This window comes from uncultured Gemmiger sp. (genome assembly GCA_944388105.1).
Taxonomy (GTDB): Bacteria; Bacillota; Clostridia; order Oscillospirales; family Ruminococcaceae; genus Gemmiger.
This window is the reverse complement of the sequence record CALXHN010000040.1, coordinates 1-19,171: the sequence shown is the minus strand read 5'-3', so window position 1 is coordinate 19,171 and position 19,171 is coordinate 1. Positions and strand designations below refer to the sequence as shown.

At 58.5% G+C, this 19,171-nt stretch carries 25 protein-coding genes and 1 tRNA gene; all 26 read left to right on the top strand.

Going from position 1 to position 19,171, the window contains the following annotated elements:
• Nucleotides 1–134 precede the first annotated feature (134 nt).
• The 26 genes from Q0K17_RS06285 to Q0K17_RS06160 all read left to right on the top strand — a co-directional run bounded on the left by Q0K17_RS06285 (nucleotide 135) and on the right by Q0K17_RS06160 (nucleotide 19,035).
• The gene (locus Q0K17_RS06285; RefSeq protein ID WP_294541046.1) at nucleotides 135–1,373 is read left to right on the top strand and encodes a hypothetical protein; all 1,239 of its coding nucleotides are present in this window, start codon (nucleotides 135–137) and stop codon (nucleotides 1,371–1,373) included.
• Nucleotides 1,370–2,932 carry a DNA cytosine methyltransferase gene (locus Q0K17_RS06280; RefSeq protein ID WP_294541044.1) on the top strand — a complete coding sequence of 521 codons (1,563 nt, stop codon included), beginning with the start codon at nucleotides 1,370–1,372 and terminating at the stop codon, nucleotides 2,930–2,932. Before Q0K17_RS06285 ends, Q0K17_RS06280 begins: the two co-directional genes overlap by 4 nt.
• 10 nt (nucleotides 2,933–2,942) lie before the next feature.
• Nucleotides 2,943–3,068 carry a hypothetical protein gene (locus tag Q0K17_RS06275; protein ID WP_294541042.1) on the top strand — a complete coding sequence of 42 codons (126 nt, stop codon included), beginning with the start codon at nucleotides 2,943–2,945 and terminating at the stop codon, nucleotides 3,066–3,068.
• Between the two features lie 63 nt (nucleotides 3,069–3,131).
• Entirely contained in the window at nucleotides 3,132–4,043 is a 912-nt protein-coding gene (locus tag Q0K17_RS06270; protein ID WP_366776771.1) for a radical SAM protein, read from the top strand.
• Complete coding sequence (locus Q0K17_RS06265) at nucleotides 4,036–4,395, top strand: hypothetical protein (protein ID WP_294541038.1); 360 nt, start codon at nucleotides 4,036–4,038, stop codon at nucleotides 4,393–4,395. The genes Q0K17_RS06270 and Q0K17_RS06265 overlap by 8 nt, the downstream gene beginning before the upstream one ends.
• A gap of 199 nt (nucleotides 4,396–4,594) precedes the next feature.
• A complete protein-coding gene (locus tag Q0K17_RS06260) occupies nucleotides 4,595–4,876 on the top strand; it encodes a hypothetical protein (protein ID WP_294541036.1) in 282 nt (93 codons plus the stop codon).
• Nucleotides 4,877–5,015: 139 nt separating this feature from the next.
• Nucleotides 5,016–5,252 carry a hypothetical protein gene (locus Q0K17_RS06255; RefSeq protein WP_294541034.1) on the top strand — a complete coding sequence of 79 codons (237 nt, stop codon included), beginning with the start codon at nucleotides 5,016–5,018 and terminating at the stop codon, nucleotides 5,250–5,252.
• Nucleotides 5,253–5,653: 401 nt separating this feature from the next.
• Nucleotides 5,654–6,109, top strand: coding sequence for a DUF1492 domain-containing protein (locus Q0K17_RS06250; RefSeq protein ID WP_294541033.1), 456 nt, complete (start codon nucleotides 5,654–5,656; stop codon nucleotides 6,107–6,109).
• Nucleotides 6,110–6,351: 242 nt separating this feature from the next.
• Nucleotides 6,352–6,438: transfer RNA gene (locus Q0K17_RS06245), tRNA-Ser, on the top strand.
• 31 nt (nucleotides 6,439–6,469) lie between these two features.
• Entirely contained in the window at nucleotides 6,470–6,895 is a 426-nt protein-coding gene (locus Q0K17_RS06240; protein ID WP_294541031.1) for a terminase small subunit, read from the top strand.
• A complete protein-coding gene (locus tag Q0K17_RS06235; protein WP_294541029.1) occupies nucleotides 6,882–8,123 on the top strand; it encodes a PBSX family phage terminase large subunit in 1,242 nt (413 codons plus the stop codon). The genes Q0K17_RS06240 and Q0K17_RS06235 overlap by 14 nt, the downstream gene beginning before the upstream one ends.
• A 32-nt stretch (nucleotides 8,124–8,155) precedes the next feature.
• Nucleotides 8,156–9,502, top strand: coding sequence for a hypothetical protein (locus Q0K17_RS06230; protein ID WP_294541027.1), 1,347 nt, complete (start codon nucleotides 8,156–8,158; stop codon nucleotides 9,500–9,502).
• On the top strand, nucleotides 9,502–11,025 hold the full coding sequence (locus Q0K17_RS06225) for a phage minor capsid protein (RefSeq protein ID WP_294541025.1): 1,524 nt from the start codon (nucleotides 9,502–9,504) through the stop codon (nucleotides 11,023–11,025). The genes Q0K17_RS06230 and Q0K17_RS06225 overlap by 1 nt, the downstream gene beginning before the upstream one ends.
• Nucleotides 11,015–11,218, top strand: coding sequence for a hypothetical protein (locus tag Q0K17_RS06220; RefSeq protein ID WP_294541023.1), 204 nt, complete (start codon nucleotides 11,015–11,017; stop codon nucleotides 11,216–11,218). The genes Q0K17_RS06225 and Q0K17_RS06220 overlap by 11 nt, the downstream gene beginning before the upstream one ends.
• Nucleotides 11,219–11,283: 65 nt before the next feature.
• Nucleotides 11,284–11,547: a DUF6275 family protein gene (locus tag Q0K17_RS06215; protein ID WP_294541021.1), complete on the top strand. Its 264-nt coding sequence runs from the start codon at nucleotides 11,284–11,286 to the stop codon at nucleotides 11,545–11,547.
• A gap of 170 nt (nucleotides 11,548–11,717) precedes the next feature.
• Nucleotides 11,718–12,263, top strand: a complete 546-nt coding sequence (locus Q0K17_RS06210; protein WP_294541019.1) for a phage scaffolding protein — start codon at nucleotides 11,718–11,720, stop codon at nucleotides 12,261–12,263.
• A 3-nt stretch (nucleotides 12,264–12,266) separates the two neighbouring features.
• A complete protein-coding gene (locus Q0K17_RS06205; protein ID WP_294541017.1) occupies nucleotides 12,267–13,127 on the top strand; it encodes a hypothetical protein in 861 nt (286 codons plus the stop codon).
• 16 nt (nucleotides 13,128–13,143) lie between these two features.
• On the top strand, nucleotides 13,144–13,494 hold the full coding sequence (locus tag Q0K17_RS06200) for a hypothetical protein (protein ID WP_294541015.1): 351 nt from the start codon (nucleotides 13,144–13,146) through the stop codon (nucleotides 13,492–13,494).
• Between the two features lie 13 nt (nucleotides 13,495–13,507).
• Nucleotides 13,508–13,810, top strand: a complete 303-nt coding sequence (locus tag Q0K17_RS06195) for a DUF6751 family protein (protein WP_294541013.1) — start codon at nucleotides 13,508–13,510, stop codon at nucleotides 13,808–13,810.
• Nucleotides 13,811–14,266, top strand: a complete 456-nt coding sequence (locus Q0K17_RS06190; RefSeq protein ID WP_294541011.1) for a minor capsid protein — start codon at nucleotides 13,811–13,813, stop codon at nucleotides 14,264–14,266. It abuts the gene before it with no gap.
• On the top strand, nucleotides 14,263–14,676 hold the full coding sequence (locus Q0K17_RS06185; RefSeq protein ID WP_294541009.1) for a hypothetical protein: 414 nt from the start codon (nucleotides 14,263–14,265) through the stop codon (nucleotides 14,674–14,676). Before Q0K17_RS06190 ends, Q0K17_RS06185 begins: the two co-directional genes overlap by 4 nt.
• Nucleotides 14,677–14,678: 2 nt before the next feature.
• Nucleotides 14,679–15,203, top strand: a complete 525-nt coding sequence (locus Q0K17_RS06180; protein WP_294541007.1) for a hypothetical protein — start codon at nucleotides 14,679–14,681, stop codon at nucleotides 15,201–15,203.
• Between the two features lie 3 nt (nucleotides 15,204–15,206).
• Complete coding sequence (locus Q0K17_RS06175) at nucleotides 15,207–15,665, top strand: hypothetical protein (protein ID WP_294541005.1); 459 nt, start codon at nucleotides 15,207–15,209, stop codon at nucleotides 15,663–15,665.
• Complete coding sequence (locus tag Q0K17_RS06170; protein WP_294541003.1) at nucleotides 15,665–16,219, top strand: Gp15 family bacteriophage protein; 555 nt, start codon at nucleotides 15,665–15,667, stop codon at nucleotides 16,217–16,219. Before Q0K17_RS06175 ends, Q0K17_RS06170 begins: the two co-directional genes overlap by 1 nt.
• Before the next feature lie 3 nt (nucleotides 16,220–16,222).
• On the top strand, nucleotides 16,223–18,658 hold the full coding sequence (locus Q0K17_RS06165; RefSeq protein ID WP_294541002.1) for a hypothetical protein: 2,436 nt from the start codon (nucleotides 16,223–16,225) through the stop codon (nucleotides 18,656–18,658).
• A 2-nt stretch (nucleotides 18,659–18,660) separates the two neighbouring features.
• A complete protein-coding gene (locus Q0K17_RS06160; RefSeq protein ID WP_294541000.1) occupies nucleotides 18,661–19,035 on the top strand; it encodes a hypothetical protein in 375 nt (124 codons plus the stop codon).
• Nucleotides 19,036–19,171 lie beyond the last annotated feature (136 nt).

Below are 19,171 nucleotides of genomic sequence, written 5' to 3'. Positions count from 1 at the left end.
GGCCGCAAGGGCAAGGGCGTGGAGCTGAACCTGGACTATTTCCGGGACGGTGTGGGCTACTGTGAAGCCGCCGAAGCTGAGCAAGAGGCCCCGACACTGTTTGATCTGATGGGAGAAACGGAGGAGAAGCAGGCATGAAAACCGTCCGGCAGATCATGGCCGAGACCAACGCCCTGGATAATGTGGCGCTGATGAAGCAGATGATGGCCTGGCCCTATGAGCGCAAGGTCCGCCACGCCGAGGAAGTGGCCCGGGCCTTCTGGCAGCGTAACACCGAGGAAGGTCGGCACCTGCATGTGTCGGTGGGCGGTCTGGATTCCATCACCCTCCATTACTTCCTGCAGGAGATCGGCGTGTTGGTGCCCTGCATCAGCTGTTCAACCCTGGAGCAGAAGGGAGTGCAAAAGGTCCACCACCGAATCCGGGAGGAAATGGAGGAGGAATACGCCGAGTGGGAGCACGACCACGGCGCTCTGACTCAGGCGGAGATTGACGCCATCCCGGACACCGCCCAGCGGGACGCCGAGCGGAAACAGCTGGAAGGGATTCCACCCAAACCGGCTATGTACTTTTTGCCGCCCCTCAAACCGAAGGTGCAGGTCATCCGGGAGTTCGGCTGGCCGGTGCTCTCCAAGGAGATCGCGGGCAAGATTGCGCTGCTCCAGAACCCAACCGCCGACAACGCCACGGTGCGCCATGCCATCATCACGGGCGAGACAGGGGAGTACGGCGGTTGGCAGACAGAAAGCCGGATGCAACTTTCCCGCCGGTGGCTGTCCAAGTTCGGCGGCGCCGACGGGGAAGGGGCGGCCCTTGGTTATGAGGCGGCACCATTCAAGGTGTCCGACCGGTGCTGCTACTACCTCAAGGAAAAGCCCTGCGATGATTGGGCCAAGGCCCACAACAGCGTGCCCTACCTGGGCCTGATGGCCAGTGAGGGCGGCCGCAGGCAAAAAAGCCTGATGATGCACGGCTGCAATTACTGGGGCAAAAGCACCATCCGCAGCGCCCCCTTCGCCATCTTTGACCGGCAGGATCTGCTGCAGTTGGCCCTGGACCTGAAGGTGCCGGTGCCCGAGGAATACGGCGAAATCCAGCGCGGCCCCGGCGGGATGCTGCGCACCACCCTGGCTCAGCGTACCGGCTGCACTATGTGCGGCTTCGGCATCCACATGGAAAAGCGCCCCAACCGTTTTGACCGGCTGCGGGACCAGAACCCCCGGGAGTGGGATTTCTGGATGAACCACGTCTGCCAGGATGCGGACGGCAGTTGGTACGGCTGGGGGCGGGTGCTGGACTATATCGGGGTAGAATGGCGCAACGCCCCCGGCCAGGTACTGGGGCAGATCAGTATGGAGGAGGTGGCGGAATGAAACAGACCGATTTTGCAAGAGCGCAACTGTCTTTTACAGAAGAAATTACGGTGGATGGATTCTGCGGCGGGGGTGGTTGGAGTACCGGGTTTGAGCTGGCCACCGGGCGTCCTGTGGATATCGGAATCAATCATGATGCTGCTGCCATTGCCATGCACAGGAAAAACCATCCGTATACAAGGCATTACAATTCGAACATCTGGGAAGTGAATTCACTGGAAGCCTGTTCCGGGCGCCGCGTGGGATGGGCGCATTTTTCCCCGGACTGCAAGCATTTCAGCAGGGCAAAGGGCGGAAAGCCAGTCAGTAAAAAAATCCGAGGCCTTGCCTGGGTAGTGCTCAAATGGGCTGGCACGGTTCACCCCCGGATCATCAGCATGGAGAATGTAATCGAGTTCACTACCTGGGGGCCGCTTGTGGCAGCTCGTGACAAGGATACCGGGCGAGTCCTGAAGCAAGACGGAAGTGTGGCGGCTCCCGGGGAACATGTTCCGATAGAGGAGCAGAAACTGGTTCCGGACAAACGCCGGACAGGGAAAACGTTCCGGCGTTTTGTGGGGGAGCTGCGTGCTATGGGGTATGTGGTGGAGTGGCGGGAATTGACGGCGTGTGACTATGGCGCCCCCACCACGCGGCGCAGGTTCTTCCTTCTGGCAAGGAGAGACGGAAAACCGATTGTATGGCCGGAGCCGACCCATGGTGCACCGGACAGCGAAGGCGTCAAGTCCGGCCGCCTGAATCCGTGGCGGACGGCGGCGGAGATCATCGACTGGTCGAAGCCTTGTCCGTCTATCTTTGAGAGGAAAAAGCCGCTTGCCGAAAACACGCTGAAAAGAATCGCCAAGGGAATCCAGAAGTTTGTTTTGGACAATCCGGAGCCGTTCATCGTCCAGGTGAATCACGGAGGGACGGGCTTTCGTGGGCAGAGCGCAGGCGATCCTCTTCCCACCGTGACCGCCCGACACGGATTCGGATTGGTAGCGCCAACCCTGATTCAGTATCATACCGAGCAAAGCGAAAGGGAACACCGAGGGCAGGGAATGGATACACCGTTGCAAACAGTGGATGCTTCCAACCGGTACGGCCTGACGGCTGCCATGGTGGTGCAGCTGAACAACAACTGCATCGGCCAGGACGTGCGAAAGCCGCTGCATACCGTGACGGCCGGTGCCGGCCACTTTGCGGATGTTCGGGCGTTCCTGATCAAATACTACGGAGACGGAACGGCGCACAGCGTGGACAAGCCGTTGGATACCATCACCACCAGAGACAGGTTTGGCCTGGTGACGATACGCGGTACACAATACCAGATCGTTGACATCGGGCTGCGGATGCTGGAGCCGCGGGAACTGTACAATGCACAGGGGTTTCCGCCGGACTACGAGATAGAGACCGACTGTTATGGTCGGGCATATCCCAAAAAAGAACAGGTGGCGAGGTGCGGCAACGCAGTACCGCCACAGTTTGCCACGGCTTTGGCAAGAGCCAATGCGCCGGAGTGGTGCGCAGGTAAAAAAATCAACACAATGGCCCAGTGGATCGACCATGTGTCAGTGTGAGGGGGAGACTATGAAAACCAGTAAGCACAGACACGACGGAGGCGCCTACCGCCGGTGCAAAACCATGATTTCGGCCTACGCCAAGGCTGTGAAGGACCGAAGCAAGGCCGGAAAGCGAAAGAAGGGGAAGAAGTGATGGAGCACATCCTCTCCCTTTCCTACGGCAAATGGAAGGGTTGAATTATACATGAAAGTCGGCTTGATCGACGTTGACGGGCACCATTTTCCAAACCTTGCCTTGATGCGCATATCTGCATACCACAAACAGCGCGGAGATACCGTTGAATGGTGGTGGAGCGATTTTATTCATTATGACATTGTGTACATGAGCAAAATCTTTTCCGATTCATACAGCCCGGATATGCCGGAGCCGATCAACGCGGACAAGGTAATCAAGGGCGGGACAGGATATGCCATATCAATGAAAGATGGGAAAGAAGTTTTCTTGAAAGACCATGACATGGAGCTACCGCCGGAGATCGAAAGGATGTTCCCGGACTATAGCTTGTACCCGCAATATCCATTCGCGGTAAGCATGACAAGCAGAGGATGCCCGAGAGGTTGCGCTTTTTGCCATGTAGCAGCAAAGGAAGGCCGATGCTCCCGCAAGGTGGCAAATGTAAAGGACTTCTGGTGCGGTCAGAAAGAAATAAAAGTGCTTGACCCCAACATTACCGCGTGTCCGGAAAAGCGGGATCTTATGAACCAGTACAAAGACACCGGCGCATTGATCGACTTTACGCAAGGACTTGATATTCGCCTTTTGGATGAAAACGACATTCAGGATGTAAACGCCATGCGGATAAAAGAAATTCATTTCGCATGGGACAATCCAAAAGAAAATCTTGCCGAAAAGTTCCGGGAATATGCCAGACACGCAAAGCACAAGCCGCACGGTCATTACGGCACGGTTTATGTGCTGACAAACTATAACAGCACCATGGAAGAAAACTTGTACCGCATTTACACCCTGCGGGATCTTGATTATGACGCATATGTCATGGTTTACGACAAGCCGAACGCGCCGAGAGAAATCAAGCGTTTGCAGCGCTGGTGTAATAATCGAGTGATTTTCAAGTCGTGCAGAAGGTTTGAGGAATACCATGGATAAAATTGTTATTGTCCTGCCCTTCCTTCCGCCGTCGCTCAACCGAGTGGCAGGGCGCGGGCCGTACAACTACCGGCAGGCAAAGGAACGGTTTACCGAGCAAGTACGGCTGAATTGTCTGAACCACCGGCCCCAAATACCGATTGACCTGGCAACGGTAACCATCCGTTACTACTTCCCGGACCGTCGCCGCCGCGACCCTGACAACTACAGCGGCAAATTCCTGTTGGACGGACTGACAAAGGCGGGCATCATCGTGGACGACAGTTTCAACCACATTACGCTGCGCCTGGAAGCCTATTGCGAACCGTCGCGGCCGAGGACGGAAATTGAGATCGAGGAGGTGCAAAAGTGATCGCCCCATGTAAAGACTGCCCCGACCGCTGCGTCGGCTGCCATTCGAACTGCGTAAAATACAAGGACTTTCGGGCCACCTGCGACGCTGTGAACGAGAAAAAACGCAGGGAACGTGCCGCAGACGAGGCCTTTGCCGCGCGGGGTGATAAAATCCGCCGGGACGTGCGCAAGTGCGGTCTGTCGGGAAGGAGGCACGCATGAGGTTAATTGACGCAGATGCCCTTCTTGATAAGCAGGAATCGCTGTACATGAGAGGGCATGTACTTTTCCACGGTGTTACCGCCTACACGGTGGAAAACGCCCCCACCATCGAGGTGCAACTGCCGGTAGATCACGGCCGGTGGAGCTGGTGCACAGAAAACAAATACAGATGCACCAACTGCGGCCATCACACGCGCGTTGATGAGGTAATGGATGAACCTGTGTACAACTACTGCCCTTACTGCGGTGCAAAGATGGATGGAGGTGCAAACCAATGAAAAAAGAGTGCTTTTTGTTTGCCGGGTGTTCCACATGTACTGCGACATAAGCAGGCATTATTGTCGGTAGATTGTGTTCCCTTATAACAGCCTTTCGACGAACCGCTATCAAAACAATTCGCTTTATGAGGGAAAAATCATGCAGAAAAACACGAGCCATAAACTGAATGAAGCTGTCACTGCTTTTGACATGGACGAACCGATGTATCATCTGAAATGCGCCATTGATTGTGTGGATGCGGTTCATACCGCCATGACGGATTCGCCCAATTCCACGGATGGCTTTCTGGACGCCATGTACGGTGCCATCAATAACCTGTACAACGCCTATCAGGAACTGGAAGGTCAGATCTATCTGGACGAGGAGGATGAATAATGTGAAAATGGTATGTAAAAACTCCAGGTTCCGCCTCGGGACACGGACTCAGGAATGTGTTCCCAGCTATACCCGGCAGCTGCATCTGGTAAAGGCTGAAGGTCTTCCCGGGGCCTGCCTGGGGTGCCGATTCGAGCGCGGCTGCAGGGAGCATGGATGCGCGGTTCTTCGCCGTGTAAGCCGTATTGTGGCAGTGATCCAGGGGAAAACGTCTGATGTACTGAAAAACTGAAGTGGGAGGGGTGCATATTGCCTGATAAGAAAAGAAAGAGCCAGTCCGACAGGCGTTGCGGTGACTGCCCTTGTATGGTGTGTAAGCTGGATGAGCTGTGCAACAAAAAGCCTGTTGAGTGCAAACCGTTTTCCTTCTGGTTCAGGATAAAGTGGAGGCAGTTTTGTAAATGGGCGATGCGATGACAGACACTGAAAAGCGACGCTGGCTTCGCCGGTATCGCCAAGCCCTGCGCGTCGAAGACCGTCTGCGGGACAGGATCCGTGCTGTGCGCAGCCGAACAGAGTCAACCACGCAGGCCCTGCAACCCGTCGCAGGTGGTGGCAGCTGGAACGGAAGCAAACAGGAAAAAGGCACCGAGATCCTGGAAGCGTACCAGGCCGAGCTGGTGGATCAGCTGGAAAAGTCACAGAGAATCCGCCAGGAAATCGAGGCTGCTATCAACCGCCTGAAGGATCCCATGCAGAGGGAAGTTCTCCAGTATCTCTACATAGATGGTCTCCCGGTATGGAAGACAGCCAACCGGATGTACATCTCAGATCGGTGGGTAAAAAGTCAGCACAAGAAAGCTCTTGCCCATCTGGAAATTGTTCCCCTCAGTTCACCTTTGCATGGTGTATTATGATAGCGTCGAAAGGTGCATGGAGAGGGCTACAATATTTGCATGTGTGCCATGAAAACACTCCTGCAGCACGGGACCTGTGCGGGAATGCGGCCAAGCCGCTCCGCATCGCTGCGACATAAGGTACCCACCACCGGTTGGAATGCCGGTACCCCCAACCATTTTGGTCGGGGGATTTTTTATGCCCTGATTTTGCACGGAAAGAAAGGCCTGGCCCATTCGGAGGTTTACACCTTCACAAATTTGGAGCAGTACCCAAACGGTAAGGGAGCGGGTTGCTATCCCGTCAGAGCTGAAAGGCTGTGCAGGTTCAAATCCTGTCTGCTCCGCCAATAGACTTATACTCGTAAAAGGTGGTGAACAATGGCGTCGGGCAAGAGCAGAGCGGGACGGCCGCCGAAGTACAAGACGGTGGAAGAGATGCAGGCGAAGATCGACGCCTACTTTACCGCCTGCGAGGGAACGCCCCTTCTGGATGATGAGGGAAAGGCCGTCACCGACAAGTACGGTGAGCCGGTTATTGTGGGGGCACACCCGCCCACCGTCACAGGCCTGGCCCTGGCGCTGGGTTTTACGGGGCGTCAGGCGTTACTCAATTACCAGGCAAAGACCAAATTTGTGGACACGATAACGCGCGCGAAGGCCCGGTGCGAAGCCTACGCCGAAGAACGGCTGTTCGACCGCAACGGGACGACCGGCGCCCAGTTCAGTCTGAAGTGCAACTTTGGGTGGAATGAAAAGGCCCCCGCAGATACCGACGGGGAGGTGCGGATCGTTGACGACCTGTAAATTGTCGGAGCTGATCTCGCCCGCCTTCTTTGATGTCCACCGGCAGATCAAGGCTGGGAAGGTGGACGAACTGCTGGCCAAGGGCGGCCGCGGCTCTGCCAAGTCCAGCTACATCAGCGTGGAACTGGTGCTGCAGCTGCTGCGCCGTCCAGACTGCAACGCGGTGGTGCTGCGCCGGGTGGACAAGACCCTGCGCACCAGCGTCTACGCCCAGATCTGCTGGGCCATCAACGCCCTGGGCCTGGGCGGGCACTTCCGGTGCACCGTCAGCCCTATGGAATGTGTCTATCGGCCTACCGGGCAGAAGATCCTCTTCTTCGGCCTGGATGACCCCGGCAAGCTCAAATCCTTGAAAGTGCCCCGCGGGTATGTGGGGTTGCTCTGGTTCGAGGAGCTGGATCAGTTCGATGGCGCCGAACAGGTGCGCAACGTGGAGCAGAGCTGTCTGCGCGGAGGCGAATACTCCCTGACCTTCAAGAGCTTCAACCCGCCCGCTTCGGCCCGCAGCTGGGTCAACCGCTACGCCCTGGACAACCGCCCGGGCAAGCTGGTGCATCACTCCACCTACCAAACGACCCCGGCCGACTGGCTGGGGCCGCGCTTTTTGGCGGATGCCGAGCACCTGAAGGAAACGAACCCCACCGCCTACCGCCACGAGTACGGCGGGGAAGTTGTGGGCAGCGGTACCGCCGTATTCGAGAACCTGCGGCTGGAATCCATCCCGGAGGAACAGCTCCGCAGCTTTGACCGCCCGCTGTATGGTGTGGACTGGGGCTGGTACCCGGACCCCTGGGCCTACAACGCGGTGCACTACGATGCCGCCCGGGGCGTTCTGTACATTCTGGATGAGCTGACCCGGCTGCGCACCTCCAACCGGGACACCGCCGACCTGCTTTTACAGCGGGGGCTGACCGGGGCCGACTTCATCACCGCCGATTCTGCCGAACCCAAAAGCGTAGGCGACTACCGGGCGTTCGGCCTTTCCTGCCGTGCCGCCCAGAAGGGCCCTGGCAGCGTGACGGCCAGCATGAAGTGGCTGCAGGGTCTGGCGGGCATCGTCATTGACCAGGACAGATGCCCCGACACCGCCCGGGAATTTTCGGAGTATGAGTATGAGCGGGACCCCCGCACCGGCGAGGTGCTGCCCGGATACCCGGATCTGAACAACCACCATATCGACGCGGTGCGCTATGCCACCGAGCTGATCTGGAAACGCCGAGGTGCGTAATGAACATCTTTAAGACATTGAGAGGAATGGCCATGAAACTGCTGAATCTGCGGGACGCCCGCGCTCTGGGCTGTGATATGACCTCGCTCATGGAGCAGGCCGCGCAGGAATGGGACAAGCTGTTCTATCTCACCGACCAGCCGCCCCACAGTCTGAAGCTGGCTCAGACCGTCACCGCCTATATGGCTACCCTGGCCACCAGTGAATTGACGCTGAGCGCCGGAGCCGGGGCCAGGGCCGACTGGATCCAGGCACAGGCACAGCAGAACCTGCTGCCCTGTCTGTATGAGGCGGTACAGCTGGCGGGGGTGGGCGGTATGGCCGCCGTAAAGCCCTATGCGGTGGGCGGCAGCCTGTACGCAGAGGTGATTCCCCGGTCCCGCATCTTTCCCGAACGGTGGGGGCCCAACCGGCGTCTGGATGCCGGATACTTCACTGACTTCGACCATCTCGGTGACGGCACCGGGGTGGTGCGGGTGGAACACTTCGATATGACCGCCGAAGGTCTGCACATCACCAACCGGGCCTTCCGCCGTCAGTCCGTGGGGCTTCTGGGGGAGGAGATCTCCCTGGATAAGGTGGGGCGTTGGGCAGGCTTGGAAGCAGATCTGACCATCCATAACGTGGATCGCCCTCACTTCGGCCTGCTGCGGATGCCCATGCTGAACACGGTGGACGGCAGTGCCTACCCGGTGAGTCTGTACGCCAACGCCACAGACACCATCCGGCAGCTGGATGCTGCCTATGGTGACTTTGTATGGGAGCGGGAAACCGGCCGACGTCGTATGATCATCGACAGGGTGGCGGCCATGAAAGACCCGGTCAACGGGAAACCGGCCATCCCGTTCAAGGAACTGGCCAGCGACTTGTTTATGACGATGGACATGCCGGACACGCATCCTTGGGACGATTACACCCCGGACCTGCGGTTTGAGCAGTATCGCAATGGCATTGAAACGCTGCTGCGCCTTCTGGAAATGCAGGTGGGATTCAGTGCGGGAACATTTGCCATCGACCCCAAGACTGGCCGCGTGACCGCCACCCAGGTGATCAGCGAGGACCGCACCACCTACAACACCATCAAGGCCATCCAGGACCGGGGGCTGACCACCGGCTTGCTGGATGTTCTGTACTGGTTCGACATCTATGCCAGTCTGTACGGTCTGGCCCCGGCGGGGAACTTTGAACCAGCGGTCAGCTTCGGGGACAGCATCTTCGAGGATACCGGTGTGGAGTTCCAGCGGCGGCTGTCCTTGGCACAGGCCAACTACCTGCGACCGGAGCAGCTGCTTGCGTGGTACTTCGGCGTGGATGAGGAGAAGGCACGGCAGATGATGCCTGCAACCAGCCCCGATGTGCTGACCTTCGGTAGCCGCTGATGCTGACACCTGACTATCTGGAAAACCTGCCTGATGCTCTGGTGGAACTGTGGCAGAATGTAGAAGATGACATTCTGCAGGATGTGGCCCGACGGATCAAGGCCATGGATGAGCTGGACCCGCTGACACCCACAGCCGCATGGCAGGCGTGGCGCCTGGAACAGGTGCAGGCGGTGCGACAGGATGTCACCGCCACCCTGGCCAAATACAGCGACCGAAGCCGTGACAATATCCGACAACTACTCCTAAATGCCGGACTGGCAACACTCGCCGCAGATGATGAAATCTACCAGGCGGCAGGGCTTACGCCTTCCCCGGTGCAGGACAGCGAGCCACTGAACAACCTGCTCAATGCCGGGTATCAGCAGACTCTTGGCACCTGGCAGAACCTGACGGCCACCACGGCCGCCACCGTGACCGGCGCCTTTGAAAGAAGACTGGACCGGGCGTGGCTGCAGGTATCCAGCGGGGCCTTCGACTACAATACGGCCATCAAGAGCGCCGTGGATGACCTGGCAAACCATATGCCCAGCGTCACATATCCCAGCGGCCACACCGACACCCTGGAAGTGGCTGTGCGTCGGGCGGTGCTCACCGGCGTGAACCAGACAGCCGCCAAGCTGCAGCTGGCCCGCGCCGAGGAGATGGGCTGCGAGTTCGTGGAGGTCACGGCCCATGAGGGGGCCCGCCCGGAACACGCCCTCTGGCAAGGCAAGGTCTACCACATCGGCGGAGCGATCCTGTACCAGGGCGTATGGTATGAGGACTTCGAGACAGCTACCGGCTATGGAACGGGGCCGGGGCTGTGCGGGTGGAACTGCCGGCACAACTTTTACCCGTTCTTCCCTGGGATCTCGGTTCCCAATTATACCGCGGCCCGCCTGGAGGAGCTGAACGCCAGGAATGTGGAGTATGGTGGGGAACAGTACACCAGGTACGAGATCAGCCAGATGCAGCGCGCGCTGGAACGCCGCGTGCGCCGGTTCAAGCGGCAGTATCTGGCCGAGGACGCCGCCGGGGTGGACGCCACCGCCGCGGCGGCCAAGCTGCGCGCCGCCCGCAAGGACCTGAACGACTTTGTGCGGGCCACCGGCGGCCGCAACAACAGCGCCCGCACCAGCGTGTCCGGGTTCGGGCGCAGCCAGACCAGCAAGGCGACGGCGCTTGCCAAAAGGCAGGCGCGCCTGGACACTGTAAACACTGAGTTGAACCAGCTTCGGCAGGATGGTATAATCAAAAGCAAAGGCAACTTTGTATTGCCGCCCGCAGCGCCGGATGCGCTTATCTTTGAACGGGGGCATGTATTCCAGCGCATTGCTGAGCGCGAGATGTCGTTCACTGATGCGGAGAAAATTATTTCCGATGCCCGCTTTGCGCTGCGGCAGCAAAACGGTAAAGTCCATGCCTATTATTCTGCGGATGGATTTGTCGCGGTGCGGAATGACGGCATGATCTACTCGATGGGGCGCCTGGACGAGGGCGGGAAAAAGCTGATGGAGGTGGCAAAAAGGCATGGATTCTAAGATTTCCGAAGATGTAGTTTTTCGGGAATGGTATTGCCCGATCTACGGCCGCAAAATCGATGAGGCGCTTTGCTACGAGATTGCCAACATCGGCTGCGACCTGTACTTCCCGGCAGCGGACAAACCTCCCTGCAGCAGCTCGGAAGCTCACGAGCAATGCAAAAACTGCCCCCACTATGCCGAGTGGGACTAACTGAACCCCAAAAGCACGATGCAACTGCACCGTGCTTTTTTCATGCAAAAATTAAGGAGAACCCCATGAACGAGAAAGACTTTACCGACCGCGTTCGGCAGATGGTGTCCGACTACACCAATGAGCATCTGGACCCGACGGATGGCAAGCGCATTCGGCCGGAAGATGTGTTCATCGTGTGGCAGTGCAAGACCCTTCAGAACAGCAAGGCTATGGCCAGCACTGTACTGCCGGATGGCATGTACTACGAAGTCACCTACGATGGCGACAAGCACCGGTTCTATCTGGACGCCTACAAGAAATTTGAAAATCGCTGCATCCCTGCATGATTTTCAGTATGCGCTTTTGCACTCGACTGCAAAGGCGCTTTTTTATGCCCACCTTGGCCGCAGGAGGCCGGGGCGGGCGATTTTTATACCCAAATTTGCCCGACAAGGCGTAAAACTGTACAGCCCGTGGGAGCAACCCCGCAAAAAGCATAGGGCAGAAAGGACCACACATGAAACGGGAAGAAGTCAAGAGCATCATCCCCAATATCACCGACGAGCAGCTTGGGCAGATCATGGATCTGCATGGTGCGGACATTGAGCGCCAGAAGCAGACCATCGCCACCCTGACCACCGAGCGGGATACCGCCCGCACCCAGCTTGGCGAGGCCAACAAGAAGCTGGAAGGCTACGACCCGGAATGGAAAACCAAGGCCGAACAGGCCGAAAACAACGCCAAGGTGCAGGTGGCGGAACTGCAGAGCGATTTTGCCGCCCAGAGCGCCGTGTCCGGCGTGAAGTTCTCCAGCGAGAGCGCCAAAAAGGCGTTTTTGTCCGACCTCAAGGCCAAGAAGCTGCCCTTGCAGGAAGGCAAGCTGCTGGGCTTTGACGATTACCTGAAATCCTACAAGGAATCCGACCCCGGCGCCTTCGCACCGGAAAAGGCCGCCCCCACCGTCACCGTTGGTGGCAAGGGGCAGGCGCCTGCTGCTTCCAACCAGTCCTTCCTGGACAACAAGTACAAGAACAACCCCTTCTACCATCCGAAAGGAGAATAACGTATGGCTATCAAGTACGACCAGCTGAATGTGGATGAGAAGTATGCTTCCATCCTCGAACCGAACCTTTACTTCAACCCTGTTATGGTTCCCGGCGTGACCTTTACCGACAAGTACCAGACTGGTCCCGCTGGCCAGATCTTCGTGCACAAGATTTCCACCTCTGCGGTGGAGGCCGGTACTCCCGGTCGCGACTTCAGCGATAAGAAAATCGCGGACGCGCTGGTGCCCATTCAGCTGAACAACAACTTCCAGCAGTCCTACAAGATCTATGGCGTGCAGGCTGCTGCCGTAGAGTTCAGCGCGGGTGAAGAGGCTCTCTCCACCGCCATTTCGGAATGCCGTGAGGGCTGGATGCAGTGCGCCATTGCCTGTCTGGCCAAGGAAGGCTTTGCCGCAACGGCTACCGAAGCCATCACTGCCGAAAACGTCAAGGCCGACATCATCGCCACCCGTAAGGAAATCGTCAAGAAGAAGGGCCGCGCCAATGTGGTCATGTGCACTCCCGACTTCTACGGCGTAGTGTTGGAAGCCGCCGGCAAGGATTTCACCCCGGTGCAGAATGACCGCATTGCCGAGACCGGCAACGTGGGCAAGTGGCTGGGCATGACCTTTGTGGAAGCCAACGGCGCCACCGGCAGCATCAAGTACTACGATCACAGCGGCACCCAGCAGACTGTTGACATGACCAATGTGCAGTACGTCATGTACTATCACGAGGCGCTGTCCATCGTTTCCAACTTCGACCTGGCCCGCATCATCGACTCCGAGCGCTTTGCTGGCTCTCTGGCCCAGGTGGAAATGAACACCGGCTACCGTGTTACCAACCAGAATCTGGTGGCGGTGCGCAGCGTGTCCGGCTGACAGAAGGGAGCCGCCCATGTACAGTACCTACGGCAAGTACCAGGAAAACGGCGGTACCCTGCCGGAAGAGGAGTATGCGCGTAAGGGCAAAAAGGCGGCGTACATCATCGACCATGAGACCATGGGGCAGGCGCGGGATGCGCCTGCCTGCATGGCCGATGCACTGTGCGACTGCGAATGCGCCCTCATCGACGCCCTGGCCTCGGGGAACTTCTCTTCTGACGGAGTACAGAGCTTTTCCAATGACGGATACAGTGAGACCCGCGTCACCGAGGCGGAATCCCGGGCAGCTTTGCGCCGCTTGCTGGCTGATTACCTCACAGTGCCGGTAAACCTGCTGGTTTTTGCCGGACATGCCTTTGTGTGAAGGAGGGGGACCCATGCAGGGGTGTAACAGGACTGTCACCATCACCCATCTTGGCTACGATGGAGACAGTGACAGCGATACCGAGCAGGAGCAGACCTTCCACGGCTGCAGCTGGTACGGCGGCCGGGTCGCTACACCGGGCAAGGAAGGCATGGCGGCCCGCTGCGTGTACAAGTGCCGCATTCCCCAAAGCGCGGGGGTCCCCGTTGTGGCTGTTGGGGACAAGATCGCCTGCGGCAGTGAGACGGCCACCGTGACCGTCGTGCGCGACAACCGGGGCAGGCCCGGAGCTCACATCTATCTGGAGGCGGAATAAATGCCCATCAAGTACGACGCCCGCCTGGATCTGGACGGCCTGCAGGACGCTCTGGAAGCCCGGGGGCTGAAACCCGGCGGAAAGGTGCAGAAGTTCATTGACAGCGAGGTCATCCGCCTGTGCGACCCAAAAGTTCCCTTTGCCACCGGTGTGCTCAAGCACAGTGCCATCACCGCATCGGTCATTGGGCAGGGTATGGTGGTGTATGCCACCCCGTATGCCCGGTATCTCTACTATGGCCAGGTCTACGGCCCCAACATTCCCCGGTATGAAGCAGGGGAGCTGGCGGGGTTCTGGTCACCGCCAGGAAAGAAAAAGCACCCCACCGGCCGCAAGCTGACCTACAACGGTGCGCCAGAGCGGGGCGCTTTCTGGTTTGAACGCATGAAGGCCGAGCGCGGAGATGACATCATCCGGGGTGCCGCTGCCCTGGCCGGAGGGAGGACCGCACCATGAACGCGCTGGACGCCACCCGAAAGTGGCTTCGGGACAAATGCCCGCTCATCGATAAGCACGACCGCTTCAACGCCAACTATCTGGGGGCCGAAGCCACCGAATACACCCTGCGCACCGGCGGCGAGAGCCACAAGACCGATGTGCTGGGGTATGACATGGCCGAGTATGACCTGGTATTTGTGGCACAGCTGCCCTTTGGGGCGGCGATTGCCCCCAATCTGAGCGCGGCGGATTTCTTTGCCCGCCTGTCCGCATGGATCCGCGGGCAGGAACGGCTCCATGATTACCCGGAAGTGTCCGGGTATACCGTTACGAAAATTCAGGCATCCAACGCGGGTGTCATCACCCAAGCGGACGCCAATGCCGCCCGCTACCAGCTGCAGATCAAGCTGAACCTTGAGGAGGTATGACAATGGCAGCAGCTTCTATCAATCTGACCAGCGGCCAGAAGGCTGACCGCAAACTTCTGATGACCTTCGTCAACGTGGGCTCCACCAGCGACTCTCCCGAGTGGGAAATTCTGGGCCGTGGTGTGGAGGATTCCAGCATCGAATACAACCACGATGTGGACCAGACTACTGACGTTCTGGGGCTGACTGATACCACTGTGTCCCCGGCCAAGCCCACCCAGGAACTGGACCCCAACACCATCCGGGGCGGCAACAAGCTCAGCGCGAAGATCCTGGACATCGAGCGCCGCAAGGCACTGAGCGAGCTGAGCTCTTTCGATATTCTGGTGGTCCACTGCTATCTGGGTACCGCCACCACCGGCCCCTTCACCGCTGAGATGCACAAGGGCTGCACCATCGTGCCCACCAGCTTGGGCGGTTCTTCCTATGTGGATATGCCCCTGACCGTTTATCTGTCCAACGATACCGACCTGGGTACCGTGACCATTGCGGAAGGCAAGCCTACTTTTTCCAAAGAGGAGGAATAACCCATGGAACTGAAGATTGACCTGGGGCTCAAAAGCTATGACATCCTGGACCCGGACGGGAATCTGACCGGCACCGTCCGGTTCAATCCTGCCGACCCCGGTATTGCGGCCCGGTGGAAGAAAATCAAGCCGGAGGTGGATTCCCTGGCCGAAAAGGCTCACGCAGCGGAAGGTGATGCGGTCCTGGATGTTATTCAGGAAGCGGATGAACGGATCAAGTCCTGCATCGACTATGCTTTCGGTGCCAAGGTGTCGGAAGTCTTCTTCGGCGGACAGTCCTGTTTTGGCGTGTGCGGTGACGGTTCCACCGTACTGGAGCATGTTCTGGATGCGATGGCTCCGGTGATTGAGGAGTCTATGCGGGCCGGCGCCAAGGCTGTGCGCGGCCGCGCCAAGACCCACACTGCACCCTATGACGGAACAGCCAAAGGTTTGGCCCCCGGCCAGAAGCTGCCCTCCTGATGGGCTGGAGACTTCCCACCACGGTGGAGGTGGCCGGACAGACCCTTGCCATCCGCAGCGACTTCCGCGCCGTACTGGATGCAATTGACGCCCTGCAGGACGAAGAATTGCCACAGGCATGGCGTCTTTCCACCTGCCTGAAGATCCTTTTCCCGGAATACGAAAAGCTGTCTGAGGTGGGGGCCGAGGCGGCTTTGAGGGCAGCCATGGAGTTCATCAATCTGGGCCGTCCGCTTCCGGAAAATCAGCCAGAACGCATCGCCCTTGTCCACTGGGACACCGATGTGCAGCTCATTGCCCCTGCCGTGGACAAGGTACTGGGATATAGCTGCCGGGCCTGTGCGTACCTGCATTGGTGGGACTTCGTGGGCGCTTTCCAGAATATCGGCAAGGGCCTTTTTGCCCAGGTGGTGTCCATCCGGAACAAGCGGGCAAAGGGCCAGACGCTGGACAAAGCAGAACGGGCATTTGCCCGCGAAAACGAAGATCTGATCGGGCCTATGACGCGCCTGACCAAAGAAGAGGAAGAATTCTTCCGCAGATTGGGGGTGTAGTGTATGGCAGCAGATGGCTCTATCATCATTGATACCCGGGTGAACAATAAAGGGGCAGAGGCCGATCTGAAAGCCCTGCAGGCCAAGGCCAAGAGCACGGCCCAGCAGATCAGTGCGCTGGACAGACAGATCTCCCAGGCCACGGGCAAGCGCACAAAGCTGGGGGATGACCTGGCCAAGGCAAAGACTGAAGCCCAGGCAACGGCCAGTGCCATAGAACAGGTAAGCGCCAAGCTGGACGCAGCCAGAGACAAGAATGCAGCCCAGGTGCGGCAGGAGTTTCCCGCTATGTCCGAGGCCAATGTCGCCAGCGTGGCGGCCAGCCGGACCCAGGCACAGAATGCTTCTCTGTATGCAGAGAGCGACCGGCTGGTGCAGACGTTGGCCAAGCAGGAAGAAAAGGCCGCGGCCATCCAGGCCGAATACCAAAAGCAGGTCCAGACCGTTTCTGAGCTGCAGCAGCGGCATAGTGCACTGGAAAATCAGCTGGGGCAGGAGCAGGCTGCCGTTCAAAAAGCATCCGCCGCTTATGAAGCACAGAAGGCTGCGAAAAACGCCGGGAAGAAAAACGACACCGTCAAGGAGGTAACCCGAGCATCTACCGCGATGCAGAAGTTCGGCACACGGCTTTCCGGCATTGTGTCCGGTGCGCTGCTGTTCAACATCATCTCTTCTGCCCTCACCAAAATGGTGGGCTGGTTCGGACAGGCCATGCAGTCCAGCGATTCCTTCCGGCAGAGTCTGGCCAATCTGCAGGGGGCAGCCAGCGTGGCCGCTGCTCCTCTGGTGCAGGCGCTGGGCAACGCCCTTGCCTACATCAACAATATGTTGGCTACCGGTATCAGCTACCTGGCGCGGTTCATCAGCCTGATCACCGGCAAGAGCCTGGGGGCCATGAAGAGCAGCGCCAAGGCAATGAACAGCTACGGAAGCGCCGCCGGCAGTGCCGCCAAGCAGACGGAAAAGGCCACCCGCAGCCTGGCCGGATTCGATGAGATCAACCGACTGGACGCGCCGCAGGAGGACAGCTCCGGCGGCGGAGGTGGAGGAGCATCTGGTCCCAACTATGACTTCGTGGATCAGACTGGGGCTGGATTTGCTTCGCTGATGGACCGAGTGAAGGCGTTTTGGGATTCCTTCACAACCGCCCTGGCACCTTCCATTGCTGCCTGGAGCGCCGCCTGGGAGCAAATCAAGGCCACGGCGCTGGCTGTCTGGCCGCAAATTCAGGCCGCAGCGTCTGGGCTTTGGACCAATGCTCTGCAGCCTTTGCTGGGGTATCTGGCAGGAACCTTTGTGCCTGGTGTGATCAATTCTTTTTCCCAGGCATTTGCTCCCATTGTGGGTGGGACTGTATCCACGGCTATTCAGCTTTTCGCTGCCGACTTTGTGTGGAGGTGCGGTATCCTCACTGATGCCATCAACAATCTGGTGCGGCCGGCACTCGAAGTGATTCTGACCATCTGGCAGGGAATGATGGAAGGCATCTCCAACGCCTGGGCTACCTATGGCCAGCCTGTAATGGATGGCATTGTCCTGGCTTTTCAGAACCTGCTGTCCATTTTCAGCAATCTGTATTACACCGTGATTGAGCCAATTCTGGCCAACATTATTGCACTCCTGGACAAGTTCTGGTCCCAGCACGCAAAGCCGCTGTGGAATGACCTCCTGCTTCTGATCGCCAGTGTACAGAATACGTTGCTGACCTTCTGGAATAGTGTTCTGGCGCCGTTGGTCAACTGGCTGATCGCCACCTTCGGCCCCACGTTTGCCGATGTGTTCAATGCCGTTGCCGGGTATGTGTCAACGGCCATGGGACTGGTGGCGGATGTCATTGACATTGCGGTAGTCCTTCTGCGCGGGTTGTGCGACTTCCTCACCGCCGTGTTCAAGGGTGACTGGGACGCCGCCTGGAACGCCATTGCGGACACCACGCTGGCCGTCTGGGACCGTATTCAGAACGGAATCAAGAACTGCATCAACGGTATCATCGCTTTTGTGAACAGCATGATCCAGGCTATTGTGAATGCCCTGAACCGTGTCATCAGCGCGGTTGGAAGCCTATCCTTTGATGTCCCGGATTGGGTTCCCGGTATAGGCGGATCTACGTTCGGCTTTCAGCTTTCCACCATCCCCGCTCCGCAGATCCCGTATCTGGCCCAGGGCGCCGTCATCCCGCCCAACCGGGAGTTCCTGGCCGTACTGGGTGACCAGAGCAGCGGCACCAACGTGGAAGCGCCCCTGGCCACCATCCAGCAGGCCGTGGCTGCCGTCATGCAGGACATGCAGGAGGGCGAACTGGCCGCCCTGACCCAGGTGAGCCGGCTGCTGAGCCAGATCCTGGAGGCCGTCTGCGGCATCCGGGTGGGGGATGAGGTCATCGGCCGTGCGGTGCAGCGCTACCAGCGCCAGCAGGGCGTCATGACGGGAGGATACTGAGCATGCGGACAAAAGTGGACTTTTATCAGGTGGACGGGGTCCCCATGCTGGTTCCCGACGACGAACCGGAATTCAGCTTTGCCGATCTGGACGCTTCCGATTCCGGCCGGGATGAGAGCGGTGTCATGCACAGGCTGATGATACGGGAAAAGGTGGGGACCTGGAGCTTTTCCTACTCCCACCTCTCCGATGAGGATTTGGCTTATCTGCGGGGGCTATTTGTTGGAAAGGTGCAGTTTACCTTTACTCACCCCGTATTTGGGGACAGCAACGCCACCGAAACCTGTACTGCCTATATGAGCCAGTACAGCGCCACATGGAAGAACCAGCGCACGGGCCAGTGGCGAAATTTCAAGTTCAATATCATCCAGTGCTGAGGAGGAAAAAATACATGCGACTGAAAACCGGAGAAGTGATTTTTCTCTGGCCGCTGGCGCTGCATGTGCTGACGGCGGGATACTTTTACAGCGACGGCAGCCGCCACGAGGCCATCGACCTGCGCACCAACCAGGG